The 13,223-nt window shown below is 62.5% G+C and carries 13 protein-coding genes; 11 read left to right on the top strand and 2 right to left on the bottom strand.

Annotated elements, in window-relative coordinates:
• Nucleotides 1-163: 163 nt before the first annotated feature.
• From AC3WN7_RS14290 to AC3WN7_RS14240, 11 genes are all read left to right on the top strand, one after another.
• On the top strand, nucleotides 164-1,753 hold the full coding sequence (locus tag AC3WN7_RS14290; protein WP_102674011.1) for a winged helix-turn-helix domain-containing tetratricopeptide repeat protein: 1,590 nt from the start codon (nucleotides 164-166) through the stop codon (nucleotides 1,751-1,753).
• 256 nt (nucleotides 1,754-2,009) lie between these two features.
• Nucleotides 2,010-3,383: a glutamine synthetase family protein gene (locus AC3WN7_RS14285; RefSeq protein ID WP_102673958.1), complete on the top strand. Its 1,374-nt coding sequence runs from the start codon at nucleotides 2,010-2,012 to the stop codon at nucleotides 3,381-3,383.
• A 7-nt stretch (nucleotides 3,384-3,390) separates the two neighbouring features.
• Nucleotides 3,391-4,782: an aldehyde dehydrogenase family protein gene (locus AC3WN7_RS14280; RefSeq protein WP_102673959.1), complete on the top strand. Its 1,392-nt coding sequence runs from the start codon at nucleotides 3,391-3,393 to the stop codon at nucleotides 4,780-4,782.
• A 3-nt stretch (nucleotides 4,783-4,785) separates the two neighbouring features.
• The gene (locus tag AC3WN7_RS14275) at nucleotides 4,786-5,946 is read left to right on the top strand and encodes an iron-containing alcohol dehydrogenase (protein ID WP_102673960.1); all 1,161 of its coding nucleotides are present in this window, start codon (nucleotides 4,786-4,788) and stop codon (nucleotides 5,944-5,946) included.
• A 162-nt stretch (nucleotides 5,947-6,108) separates the two neighbouring features.
• Nucleotides 6,109-7,671 (top strand): amino acid permease, encoded by a 1,563-nt coding sequence (locus tag AC3WN7_RS14270; protein ID WP_102673961.1) that lies wholly within the window; start codon nucleotides 6,109-6,111, stop codon nucleotides 7,669-7,671.
• Nucleotides 7,672-7,851: 180 nt separating this feature from the next.
• Nucleotides 7,852-8,142 carry a DUF7693 family protein gene (locus tag AC3WN7_RS14265; protein WP_102673962.1) on the top strand — a complete coding sequence of 97 codons (291 nt, stop codon included), beginning with the start codon at nucleotides 7,852-7,854 and terminating at the stop codon, nucleotides 8,140-8,142.
• 81 nt (nucleotides 8,143-8,223) lie between these two features.
• Entirely contained in the window at nucleotides 8,224-8,796 is a 573-nt protein-coding gene (locus AC3WN7_RS14260; RefSeq protein ID WP_102673963.1) for a chorismate mutase, read from the top strand.
• Nucleotides 8,797-9,046: 250 nt separating this feature from the next.
• Nucleotides 9,047-9,421, top strand: coding sequence for a hypothetical protein (locus AC3WN7_RS14255; RefSeq protein ID WP_102673965.1), 375 nt, complete (start codon nucleotides 9,047-9,049; stop codon nucleotides 9,419-9,421).
• Entirely contained in the window at nucleotides 9,418-9,618 is a 201-nt protein-coding gene (locus AC3WN7_RS14250) for a helix-turn-helix transcriptional regulator (protein ID WP_095966445.1), read from the top strand. Before AC3WN7_RS14255 ends, AC3WN7_RS14250 begins: the two co-directional genes overlap by 4 nt.
• 27 nt (nucleotides 9,619-9,645) lie before the next feature.
• Complete coding sequence (locus tag AC3WN7_RS14245) at nucleotides 9,646-10,389, top strand: SGNH/GDSL hydrolase family protein (protein ID WP_095966446.1); 744 nt, start codon at nucleotides 9,646-9,648, stop codon at nucleotides 10,387-10,389.
• Nucleotides 10,382-10,810 (top strand): nuclear transport factor 2 family protein, encoded by a 429-nt coding sequence (locus tag AC3WN7_RS14240; RefSeq protein WP_102673966.1) that lies wholly within the window; start codon nucleotides 10,382-10,384, stop codon nucleotides 10,808-10,810. The genes AC3WN7_RS14245 and AC3WN7_RS14240 overlap by 8 nt, the downstream gene beginning before the upstream one ends.
• A gap of 138 nt (nucleotides 10,811-10,948) precedes the next feature.
• Here AC3WN7_RS14240 and AC3WN7_RS14235 read toward each other — a convergent pair whose 3' ends face one another.
• Together AC3WN7_RS14235 and AC3WN7_RS14230 are read right to left on the bottom strand one after the other, a co-directional pair.
• On the bottom strand, nucleotides 10,949-12,073 hold the full coding sequence (locus AC3WN7_RS14235; protein WP_102673968.1) for an agmatine deiminase family protein: 1,125 nt from the start codon (nucleotides 12,071-12,073) through the stop codon (nucleotides 10,949-10,951).
• Between the two features lie 49 nt (nucleotides 12,074-12,122).
• Nucleotides 12,123-13,223: an extracellular solute-binding protein gene (locus AC3WN7_RS14230; RefSeq protein ID WP_102673969.1), complete on the bottom strand. Its 1,101-nt coding sequence runs from the start codon at nucleotides 13,221-13,223 to the stop codon at nucleotides 12,123-12,125.

Below are 13,223 nucleotides of genomic sequence, written 5' to 3'. Positions count from 1 at the left end.
GGGCAAGTCCTTGCGCCGGGCTTGGGTTTGCCTTGGCGAGCGCTTGGATTTTTGTCCAAGGCCACTGATGGTCGTCCAGCCCCCTTGCCGCTGACGGTGCAGCGGCTGTCGAGCTGCCGTATCATCCTTTTCAGTCACAACCAGCTGCCTGGGGATGCCCGTCTTGCCATTCAGTTTTGAAGATTACGTACTCGATCAGGAACGCCGGGAGCTGACCCTGCGCGGGCAAGTCGTGGCCGTCGGACCGCAGGTTTTCGACCTGTTGCTGCTGTTCGTCAACAATCCCGACCGCGTCGTCAGCAAGGACGAATTGCTCAAGGCGGTGTGGGGCGACCGGATCGTTTCGGAATCGACGATCACCAGCCACATCAATGCCGTGCGCAAGGCCATCGGCGATACCGGTGAGGAGCAGCGCCTGGTACGCACCGTCGCCCGCAAAGGCTACCGCTTCGTTGGCCAGATCAACGGCGACTTGACCGGGCAAGCGCGACAGCCCGAAGTCGATGAACGCCCGACCGCCGTCCCGAAGCCAATCCCCTCCCCTGCGCTGGTCCTGCCGGAAAAGCCCTCGATCACCGTCCTGCCCTTCCAGAACCTGAGCGGTGATCCGGAGCAGGAATACTTCGCCGACGGCGTCGTGGAGGACATCATCGCCGCCCTGTCGCGACTTCGCTGGCTGTTCGTCATCGCGCGCAATTCGAGCTTCACCTACAAGGGCCAGACGGTAGACGCCCAAGGCGTTGGCCAGGCGCTGGGCGTGCGCTACGTGCTCGAAGGCAGCGTGCGCAAGAGCGGGAACAAGCTGCGCATTACCGGGCAACTGATCGACGCGACAAGCGGTACGCACCTCTGGGCCGAGCGCTTCGAAGGCCTGCTGGACGATATCTTCGAGCTGCAGGACCAAATCACCGAGAGCGTCGTGGGCGCGATCGCGCCGCAACTGGAGCGGGCAGAAATCGAACGCGCCAAGCGCAAGCCGACGGATAGCCTGGACGCCTACGACTACTACCTGCGGGCCATGGCAAAACTGCACAGCGGCAGCCGGGAAGCCATCGAGCAGGCGCTGCCGATGTTCTACCAGGCCATCGAGCTCGATGGGGAATTTGCCTCGGCCTATGGCATGGCCGCCTGGTGCCACTTCTGGCGCAAGCTCAATGGCTGGATGAGCGATCGGCCTGCAGAAATCGCCGAGGGCATACGGCTGGCGCGGCAGGCGGTGACCCTCGGTCGCGATGATGCCGTCGCATTGACCCGGGGCGGACATGCGCTGGCCCACCTCGCCGGCGAAGTCGACGGCGGCATTGCACTGCTCGACCGGGCGCGCCTGCTCAATCCCAACCTCGCCCCCGCCTGGTTTCTCGGCGGTATCCTGCGGGCGCTGCGCGGTGAAACGGACGCGGCCATCGAGCATTTGAACCATGCCGTTCGCTTGAGCCCGCTGGACCCGGAAATGTTCAGGATGCAGGTCGGCATGGCGCTCGCGCATTTCTTCGCCGGGGACTTCGATGCCGCTGCGGCCTGGGCGGACAAGGCACTGGGCAACCTGCCCAGCCTGCTGGTCGCCGCGGCACTGGTGGCAGCCAGTCACGCGCTCGGTGGTCGAATGGACAAAGCGAAGCTGGCGATGCAACGCCTGCTAGCGCTGGATCCTTCTTTGCGCCTGTGCGCCCTCAAGGACTGGCTGCCCATTCAACGGCCTGAGGATTTCGCCCGCTTCGTCGATGGATTGCGCCTGGCGGGATTGCCGGAGTAAACGCGACACCCCCTGTAGGAGCGAGCTTGCTCGCGATGGACGTGAAGACAACGCGTTTAATCAGAAAACCCGCGTCATCGTTAACGACCATCGCGAGCAAGCTCGCGCCTACAATAGTTGCACATTGCTACGGTAGGCTAAGCTTTGAGCAACTCGTTGCTCATGATGCTCGGTTCTGCAGGTTTTGGGTGTTTCTGGAGAGCGTCTGCAACAGCGATCTCAGACTGGCCAAAACCTTTCACGCAGGATTGCCGTGATGACCGAGCCCCTCCTCAGCTTTGATGCACTCAAACGCGCCGCTGCCGCCGGCGAAATCGACACCGTGCTGGTCTGCATGGTCGACATGCAGGGACGCCTGGTCGGCAAGCGTTTCCAGGTCGAGTTTTTCATCGACAGCGGCCACGAAGAAACCCATTGCTGCAACTACCTGTTGGCCGACGACATTGACATGGAGCCGGTGCCGGGTTACGCCGCGGCCAGCTGGAGTAAGGGCTACGGCGATTTCGTGCTCAAGCCCGACATGTCCACCCTGCGGCGCGTGCCCTGGCTGGAATGCACGGCGCTGGTGCTGTGCGACGTGCTCGATCATCACCATCGCCAGGACCTGCCCCACAGCCCGCGGGCGATTCTGAAAAAGCAGGTCGAGCGCCTGCGCGAGCGCGGCTATACCGGCATGTTTGCCTCGGAGCTCGAGTTCTATCTGTTCGATGAGAGCTACGAGACGATCCACAAGCGCAACTACCACAAACCGAAAACCGCCGGCCATTACATCGAGGACTACAACATCCTCCAGACCACCCGCGAAGAACCGGTGCTGCGGGCGATTCGCAAGCATCTGCAGGCCTCGGGCATACCCGTGGAAAACTCCAAGGGCGAATGGGGGCCGGGCCAGGAAGAGATCAACATCCGCTACGCCGATGCCATGACCATGGCCGACCACCACGTCATCATCAAGCACGCCTGCAAAGAGATCGCGCAGTTGCAGGGCAAGGCGATCACCTTCATGGCCAAGTGGCGCTACGACGCCGCCGGTTCCAGCAGTCACATCCATAATTCGCTGTGGGACAAGAACGCGAAGAAGCCGCTGTTCTTCGACGCGAAAGCCGAGTTCGGCATGTCGAAACTGATGCGTGCCTGGGTCGCCGGGCAGCTCAAGTACGCCAACGACATCACCTGTTTTCTCGCGCCCTATATCAACTCCTACAAGCGCTTCCAGGCCGGCACCTTTGCGCCGACACGGGCGGTGTGGAGCCGCGACAATCGCACCGCCGGCTTCCGTTTGTGTGCCGAAGGCAGCAAGTCCATCCGCATCGAATGCCGCATCGGCGGCGCCGACCTCAACCCCTATCTGGCGTTCGCCGCGTTGATCGCGGCGGGCCTGGCTGGCATCGACGAAAAGCTCGATCTCGTGCCGCCATTCGAAGGGGATGCCTACCAGGACGAGCAGTTGCCGGAAGTGTCCAAGACCCTGCGCGATGCGAGCGCCGCCCTCAAGGCCTCCGCCATGTTGCGCGAGGCGTTCGGCGATGAGGTGGTCGACCATTACGTGCACACCGCCGAGTGGGAACAAAAAGAGTACGACCGGCGAATCACCGACTGGGAACTGCAGCGCGGCTTCGAGCGCTATTGAGAACATCATGACTGCGAAGGTGCAATTGATCTCCCCGGTCGATGGCCGGGTGTACGTCGAACGAGAGATGGCCGATGCAACGCAGGTCGAGCAGGCGCTGACCGCCGCGGCCAGCGCACAGGCGGCATGGCAACGCCGATCACTGAGCGAACGCGCAGCATTGTGCAGCGCCGCAGTGGACGCGATGTTGTCGATGCAAGCGGACATCGTGCCGGAACTGGCCTGGCAGATGGGTCGCCCGGTGCGCTATGGCGCCGGTGAACTGCGCGGTTTTGCCGAACGCGCCCGGCACATGATCGCCATCGCGCCGCAAGCGCTGGCCGATATAGAGCCGGAGCCTGTGGCGGGTTTTCGGCGCTACATCAAGCGCGAGCCGCTGGGCACGGTGCTGGTGGTCGCGCCGTGGAACTACCCCTATTTGACGGCGGTGAACACGATCATCCCGGCGTTGATGGCCGGCAACAGCGTGATCCTCAAGCATGCGTCGCAAACCCTGCTGGTGGGCGAACGTTTCGCCGAGGCCATGCGCCGCGCCCATCTGCCGGACGGCCTGTTCCACAACCTGCTGCTCGATCATCGGCAGACCGCCGCAATCATTGATTCGGGCCGGGTACAGCAGGTCAACTTCACCGGTTCAGTCGATGCCGGCAAGGCCATGGAAAGCGCCGCCACGGGACGCTTCATCGGCGTGGGCCTGGAGCTCGGTGGCAAGGATCCGGCCTACGTGCGGGCTGACGCCAACCTCGAGCATGCGGTGGAAAACCTGGTGGACGGCAGTTTCTTCAATTCCGGGCAGAGTTGCTGCGCCGTGGAACGCATCTATGTCGACCAGAAAATCTTCCCGATGTTTGTCGAGCGCTTCGCCGAACTGACCCGCCAGTACGTGCTGGGCAACCCGCTGGACGAAGCCACCACCCTCGGTCCGATGGTGACACCGGGTGCCGCGTTTTTCGTTCGTGGCCAGATTGCCGAAGCGCTCGCCCAGGGCGCGACGGCGCTGATCGATCCACAGGCCTTTCCCACCGACGTGCCGGGCAGTGCCTACCTCGCGCCGCAGGTCCTGGTCGATGTCAGCCATCAAATGTCGGTCATGCGCGACGAAAGCTTTGGTCCGGTGGTCGGCATCATGCCGGTGGCCAGCGATGACGAGGCCATTGCCTTGATGAACGACAGTGAGTTCGGGCTCAGCGCTTCCATCTGGACCCGGGACCTCGCAGCGGCCGAACGCCTGGGCAACCAGATCGCCACCGGCACGCTGTTCATGAACCGCTGCGATTACCTGGACCCGGCGCTGGCCTGGACCGGCGTGAAGAACAGCGGGCGCGGCGTCACCCTGTCGCCACTGGGCTATGAGCACCTGACCCGGGCCAAATCCTTTCATCTGCGTCACGAGGTGTAGACCATGAACCTGACAGGAAACTGGAACTACCCCACGAGCGTTCGGTTCGGCGTCGGGCGCATCGCCGAACTGGCCGACGTCTGTCGCAGCCAGGGGATCGAGCGCCCCTTACTGGTCACCGACAGCGGCCTGGCGCGCGCACCGATCACCACGGCGGCACTCGACGCATTACGCGCCGCCGGCCTGGGTGTGGCGTTGTTCTGTGACCTCAAGCCCAACCCGGTCGAGGCCAACCTGGCCGGCGGGCTCGACGCCTGGCGCGCCGGCAAACATGACGGTGTGATCGCCTTCGGCGGCGGCAGTGGCCTGGATATGGGCAAGCTGATTGCCTTCATGAGCGGCCAGACCCGCCCGGTCTGGGACTTCGAAGACATCGGCGACTACTGGACCCGCGCCGACGACAGCCGCATCGCCCCGGTCATTGCCGTGCCGACCACGGCGGGGACCGGTTCGGAAGTCGGTCGTGCGGCGGTGATCATCGACGAGCGCACCCACACCAAACGCATCATCTTCCACCCGAAAATGATGCCACGGGTGGTCATCAGCGACCCGGCCCTCACCGTCGGCATGCCCGCCAAGGTCACCGCCGGCACGGGCATGGACGCGTTATCGCATTGCCTGGAAGCGTACTGCGCCCCCGGTTTTCATCCCCTGGCCGATGGCATTGCAGTGGAAGGCATGCGCCTGGTGGCCAACGCCCTGGTGAAAGCGGTACACACGCCGTCGGACCTTGAGGCGCGCGCGCAAATGCTCGCGGCGGCGGCCATGGGCGCCACGGCATTCCAGAAAGGCCTGGGCGGGATGCATGCGCTCTCCCATCCGGTGGGTGCGCTGTACGACACCCATCACGGCATGACCAACGCCACCTTCATGCCCTATGTCCTGCAATTCAATCGCACGGCCATCGAGGAGCGCATCACCCGCCTGGCGGCGTACCTGCGCCTGCCCTCGCCGGGGTTCGACAGTTTCCTGGCCTTCGTCCTCAAGCTGCGCAAGGACATCGGCGTGCCCCATACCCTGGTTGAACTGGGCGTGGATGACCGGCAGGCCGACCTGATCGCGGACATGGCGATTGTCGACCCCTCGGCCGGTGGCAACCCGCTGCCTTTGACCCGGGACGGCGTGGCAAAGATTTTCGACGCGGCACTTCACGGCCGTCTATAGGAGCGAGCTTGCTCGCGATGGACTTGAGGATGACGCGGGGTGTCAGGCTCCCCGCGTCATCGTTGACGTCCATCGCGAGCGAGCTCGCTCCTACAGAAAACCAAGGTCGAGCCTACGGCGGCTCAGTTCGGCCTGTCCAATACCTGAAAAGGGGCACATATCATGAACCCAACAAGCCAGCCGGGCACCGACACCCACGACGATGACGTCAAGGTGCTGCACAGCATGGGCTACGCCCAGCAACTCTCACGACGAATGGGTGTTTTCTCCAACTTCGCCATTTCCTTTTCGATCATCTGCATCCTTTCCGGCGGCATCAACTCACTGGCCCAGGGCACCTCGGGCGCCGGTGGCATATCCATCGGGATCGGCTGGCCGATCGGCTGCCTGATCTCCGGGGTATTCGCCATGGCCATGGCGCAGATTTCCTCGGCCTACCCCACCGCCGGCGGCCTCTACCACTGGGGCTCGATCCTCGGTAACCGCTTCACTGGCTGGCTGACCGCGTGGTTCAACCTGCTGGGGCTGGTCACGGTGCTGGGCGCGATCAACGTCGGCACCTATTACTTCTTTTTCGGTGCCTTCGGACCGGCACTGGGCATGGAGGACACGACCACGGTCAGAGTGATTTTCCTGGCAATCCTCACGGGCCTGCAGGCCTTGTGCAACCACTTGGGTATCGGCCTGACGGCCAAGCTCACCGACTTCTCCGGCTACCTGATCTTCGCCACGGCGCTGGCGCTGACCATCGTCTGCCTGATCTCGGCACCCAGCTATGAATTCGCACGGCTGTGGACCTTCGGCAACTATTCCGGCGAAGCCGGCGGCAGCGTCTGGCCGCAGGTCTCCAACGGCTGGGTTTTCATGCTCGGCCTGCTGCTGCCGATCTACACCATCACCGGCTATGACGCCTCGGCGCATACCTCCGAGGAAACCCGCAACGCGGCCATGTCGGTGCCCCGCGGCATGGTCATGTCGGTGGTCTGGTCATTGCTGTTCGGTTGGCTGATGCTCAGCGCGTTCGTGCTGATGCTGCCGAACATGGACGAGGCTGCCAAACAGGGCTGGAACGTGTTTTTCTGGGCCATGAACACCCAGGTCAACCCGACCTTGAAACTGGTGCTTTTCGTGGCGATATTCATCTCGCAGGTGCTCTGCGGACTGGCCACGGTCACCTCGGTTTCACGCATGATCTTCGCCTTCTCCCGGGACGGTGGCCTGCCCTGTTCCAAAGCCCTGGCCTCGGTCTCGCCGACCTTTCGCAGCCCGGTGGCGGCCATCTGGACCGGTGCCACCCTTGCCGTCCTGTTCGACTGGGGCTCGTCGGTGATCTCGGTCGGGGCAACGCCGGTCTACACGATCGTGGTGTCCTGCACGGTGATCTTCCTGTTCTTCTCCTTCGCCATCCCCATCGTGCTCGGCCTGTTTACCTACGGGACGTCGAAGTGGCCGACCATGGGGCCGTGGAACATGGGGCGATTCTGGTACTCGGTGTTCGCCATCCTCTCGATCCTGTCGATGATCATCATTTTCGTCATCGGCATCCAGCCACCGAACGATTGGGCGCTGTACATCACCATCGGCTTCCTGGTGCTGACCGCCATCGTCTGGTTCGGATTTGAAGCCCGGCGCTTCCAGGGGCCACCGGTGGGCGACATGATCGTCAAGCGCCAGGCTGAAATCGCCGCGGCGGAAGCGGCGTTGAACAAACAAGCCGGAAGCTGATAGCCGAATCACTGTAGGAGCGAGCTTGCTCGCGATGGTCGTTAACGATAACGCGGGTTTACTGGCTAAACGCGGCGCTCTTGAGTCCATCGCGAGCAAGCTCGCTCCTACAGGGTCCGGGCTTTTATGCACGCTGATGATTTATCCTGTGCCTCCCCCGATTTCATCCCGGAGACACCTGTGCCCGCCCTCACCGCCCGCGAGGTTTACCAGCCGTTGCGCGATGCCGCCCAGGGTATTCGCACGCTCCAGCGAGTCGACGACGCTTGCCAGTCCAGTCATGTTCGGGTCGACATCGACGGCTGGCGCCTGTTGCTCGACGTCGACGCCGGCCACTTGCGCCACTGCCTGCACAGCCTATGCCCCGATGGCCGCGAGTATGTGTTCGACAACGGGCAGCGCTTCGGCACCGACCCGGTGAGTTTGCTCAGCACCTGGGAACTGGCGCAGATTGAGCGGTTACTGGCCTGAATCATTCGCAACCTGTCGTTCCCTGGCCGCACTTGTGATACACAAGCCGGAGTGATTTTTGCGTCCAAGGAGATTCCGTCCATGCCCCGTTCCCCACGCCTTTCGCACTGGCTGGCCTGCACCCTGCTCGGTTTGTTCGCGGGCGTTGCCCAGGCCGGCACGACGCCCCCGGCACCCGATGCCCTGCAACCCTTGCTGGCGACGATGAACGAGCGCTTGAACATCAGTGAGCTGGTGGCGCTGACCAAGTGGGACAGCGGCAAACCGGTCCAGGACAATGTCCGGGAAGCGCAAGTCATCGCCAACGCGCGCAAGCAGGCGGATCAGCGCAAGCTTGACCCCGACGAAGTCGCCGACCTGATCGCTGCCCAGATCGAAGCCAGCAAACTGGTGCAATACGGCCGGCTCGCACAATGGCAAGCAGCGCACAAGGCACCGGACACGCCACGACCGGACCTCAACAACGACATCCGGCCCAAACTCGACAAACTGCAGAACCTGCTGCTCAATCAGTACGCCGCGTTCCTGCCCTACCGCAAAGACCCGAACTGCCCGCAATGGCTGGCCACCGAACGCTCGGCGCTGATCAAGGATTACCTGCATGGCCAGGCGATGATTCGTGCGACCGGGGAGCTGTGCATCGTAGGTCGATGACATTGCCTACTGTAGGAGCGAGCTTGCTCGCGATGGGCGTTAACGATAACGCGGGTTGACTGACTGATTGCGGTGCTCTTGAGTCCTTCGCGAGCAAGCTCGCTCCTACAGGGTTTTGCATTACGGTTTGAACAACAGGCCTTACGCGATCTGCACCAATGGAAAACCCGCACGCCAAATGTAAAACACCCTTTACACCGCTGAAAAACCCGCCGATCATGTAAAGGGTCTTTTACACCAGGAAGAAACAATGAAACGCTATTACATGGAAATGGGTGCCGCGACGGCGCTGTACTCGGTATTGCTGATCCTGTCGGTCATCCTGCTCAAGGATCAGCAGGAAATGGCCATGGCGCTGAAGATCATCATCACGCTGTTGCCGGTGATTCCTGCGGGGCTGATGTGTTGGGCAGTGGTGCGCAACATGCGCACGCTGGACGAAATGCACTTGCGTATCCAGTACGAAGCGCTCGGTTTTGCCTTTGCCGCTTCGGCGCTTCTGACCTTCACCTACGGCTTTCTGGAGAATGTCGGCTTTCCACACGTGTCCTGGGTCTGTGTGTGGCCCGTGATGGGCCTGATGTGGATGGTCGGGCTCAGACTGGCCAAGCGGCGTTACCAATGAAAAACCGTCTCAAGGAACTGCGTGCCGAACGCAAGTGGTCGCAGGTCGATCTGGCGGCGTTGTTGAATGTTTCACGGCAGACCATCAATGCTATCGAAAATGGCCGCTATGATCCCAGCCTGCCCTTGGCGTTCCAGATTGCCCGGGCATTTGCGCTGCCTATCGAGCATATTTTCGATGACGAGTTCGCCGGCTGATCTCTCTCTTCAATCAGGCGCCTGCCCATGAGCCATACGGAAACCCTCGCCAAAATCCTGCTCGGCCCGTTGCTGCTGATGCAGGGCCTGTACACGCGACGGGTGACGCCCAGGCTGCCGGAGGCCGAAGGTGAACGCCAGGGCGTGGCCGGCAGCGGCGACGTTCTGCGCTTGTTGATTGTCGGCGACAGCGCCGCGGCGGGTGTGGGGGCGGCGACTCAAGGCGAGGCGCTCAGCGGTCGGCTGGTGGAGCGCCTGGTCGAGGATTATCAGGTGTCGTGGAAGCTCTGGGCGCGCACCGGTCTGGATTCGCAAGGGTTGCTGGAGCTGCTCGAACAGCACGCCCCCGAGCCGTTTGATGTGGCGCTGTTGTCGATTGGCGTCAACGATGTCACCAGCTCGCTCACCCTGGATCAGTGGCTCGCTCGGCAACAGCGATTGATGGCGCTGTTGTGCGACAGGTTCGCGGTGAGGCAGATTGTGGTGTCGCCGCTTCCACCGATGCATTTGTTCCCCGCCCTGCCGCAGCCGCTGCGCTGGTTTCTGGGGTTCAGGGCGCGTCGCTTCAACGCACGGCTTGCGGATCTGGCCGCCGGCGTGGATCAATGCACGCTGCTGACCACCCCGCTGGCACCCGAACCGGGCTTGATGGCCAGCGATGGTTTTCATCCGGGGCCGATGCTCTACCTGCAATGGGCCGACGATGCCGCCAGGGTTATCGATCAACGCTTTCGCACCACAACAATAAAAACAGGAGTTGAAGATGTCTGAGCTGAACCTGAACCCCAATGTCACAGCGTCCCTGAAGCAGTGGCACGCGATGCTCGGCAACCGCGACTTGAGTGGCTTGCCCGAACTGCTCGATCCGCAAGCGGTGTTCCGTTCGCCGATGGCGCACACGCCGTATCCGGGGGCGCCAGTGGTGTCGATGATCCTCAACACGGTCATGAACGTGTTCGAGGATTTTGCCTATCACCGCGAGCTGGCGACGGCGGATGGCTTGAACGTGATTCTCGAATTCAGTGCCAGGGTCGGCGAGAAAGAGCTCAAGGGCATCGACATGATCCGCTTCAACGAACAGGGCAGGATTGTCGAGTTTGAGGTGATGGTGCGGCCGCTGAGTGGCTTGCAGGCGCTGGGCGAGGAAATGGGGCGGCGGTTGGGGGCTTATCTGAAGGCAAGCAAGGCCTGATTTATCTGATTCAACAAATACCCCTGTGGGAGCGGGCTTGCTCGCGAAGGCGGTGAACCAGTCGATAGAGATGTTGACTGACACTCCGCTTTCGCGAGCAAGCCCGCTCCCACAGGTTTTGTGTACAACCTGAAGGCTTCACACCATCGGCTGATGACTGGTCACGCAGTGTATGCCGCCACCACCGGCGGAGATCGCGTCGATGTCGAGCTGCACCACTTCACGGTCAGGGTAGAGTTCGGACAGCAGGTCGAAGGCCTTGGCATCCGCTTGCTTGTCGCCGAATTGCGGCGCAATGATCGCGCCGTTGATCACGAAGTAGTTGATGTAGCCGGCGGCGAAGTCCGGGTTGTCCTTGCTGAACCGGCTGTTGCGCGGGTTGAGCGGTGGCGAAACGGTATGCACCTGCAATTTGCGGCCATCGGCATCCGTGGCGTTTTCCAGGATCTGCAGATGGGCGCGAGTGACCTTGTAGTCGTAGGACTCGGGGTAATTGTCGAGGTTGGCGATCACCACCCCGGGCTTGACGAAGCGCGCATAGAAGTCGACGTGGGCGTCGGTGATGTCCTTGCCCTTGATGCCCGGCAGCCAGATGATTTTGCGCAGGCCCAGGCGTTCCTTCAGCTCCGCTTCGACCTCGGCCTTGCTCCAGTCGGGGTTGCGATTGCGGTTGATCCAGCTGCTTTCGGTCATGATCCCGGTGCCGTGGCCGTCCACTTCGATGCCACCGCCCTCGCCCACCAGTTCGCTGCGCTGGTAATCCGCCTTGGCGTTTTGCGCGACCTGGGCGGCCAATTGCGCATCGTCCTCATGCTGCTGTTTGTTGCCCCAACCGTTGAAGTTGAAGTCCACGGCGCCGAGGTTGCCGTTGTCATCGACGACAAAATTGGCGCCGATATCGCGCATCCAGATGTCGTCCAGTTCGGTGATCACGAAGGTGGTGTTGTGGCTGCCGCATTTGGCTTCGGCCAGGCGCCGTTCGCTTTGGCGACAGAACACCGTGACCGGCTCGTATTCGGCGATGCTGCGGGCGATCCGGCCAAGGGCGTCTTGCACGTGGGGCGTGAAGTCCTCCCAGATCGCGGCCTGTGCGCCGAAGGCGATGAAGGCCCGCTGGTGTTTTTCACCTTCATCGGGCATGTACCCGTTGCCTTTGCCGGCCGCGCGCACCGGCATGGCCCCCAAGCCCAATCCCATGGACGCCACCGCGCCCAGTCCGGCGATGACCGATACCTGCTTGATGAATGTTCGACGTGTCGGCATGTGTTTTCCTGAAATCCGGGGTTTGGCCGGCCCGCGGGCCGACCGGTGATCAATTGACCGTAGCGGTCTTGAACTTGGTCCAGGTGCGCATGCGTGCCCGCATGTCGGCCTGGGAGATGTCCTTGCCGGGAATCAGCCGCGCGTAGGTGGCTTCATCGAGGTAGATGTCCGGGTTGTTGCGCATCGCGGCATCGACGTCCGGCCGCGCCTTGGCGTTGGAGGTCGGGTAGCCGGTGAAGTTGCTGATGGCCGCCATGTTTTGCGGGCGCATCACGAAGTTGATGAAAGCGTAGGCGTATTCCGGGTGCCGGGCGTCGACGGGAATGGCCATGGTGTCCATCCACACCGTGGTGCCTTCGCGGGGAATGCGGTAGTGGAAGGTGGTTTTCTTGCCGGCGCTGTCGGCCGTGCGCTGCGCCTGGGTCATGTCGCCGCTGTAGCCCAGGGACATGCACAGGTTGCCATTGACCAGATCGGTCACCGGTTGCGACTGGAATTTGCGCACGTACGGCCGCACCCTCATCAGCAACTCACTGGCCGCCGCCAGATCCGCCGGTTTGCCGCTGCGCGGGTCGCGGCCGAGGTAGTTGAGCACCACCGCCAGCACTTCGTCCGGCGAGTCGATCATCGAGATGCCGCAGTCGGCAAACTTCGCCGCCAACTCCGGCTTGAACAGCATGTCCAGGCTGTTGACCGGTGCGTCCGGCGCACGCTGGGCGATCTGTTCGGCGTTGTAGGTCAGGCCGATGGTGCCCCAGGTGTAGGGGACCGTGGCGTTGCTCGAATGCTCATAGTGCGAGCGCAGCTTCTGCAACCCCGGCTCGACGTCGTTCAAGGCGGTAATTCTGGAGTGATCCAGCGGTTGCAGGCTGCCGGCGCGCACCAGGCGTTCGGCCACGGTGTCACCGGGGAAGATCAGGTCGTAACCGCTGCCGCCGGCGAGCATCCTGGCTTCCAGGGTTTCACTGCCGTCCATGACGTCGTAGATCACCTTGATCCCGGTTTCGGCGGTGAACTGGCTCAGGGTGTCCTCGGCAAAATAATCGGCCCAGTTGTACAGCCGCAGGGTTTTCTCCTCGGCGTGCAACGCAGGCATCGCACAGGTCAGCGCAAGCCCCATGGCCAGGCACAGCGTGTTGATCGTGTTCAT

This window comes from Pseudomonas sp. FW305-70 (assembly GCF_058783925.1).
Note: the sequence above shows the minus strand (reverse complement) of the source record. Positions and strands in the feature narration are given on the sequence as shown.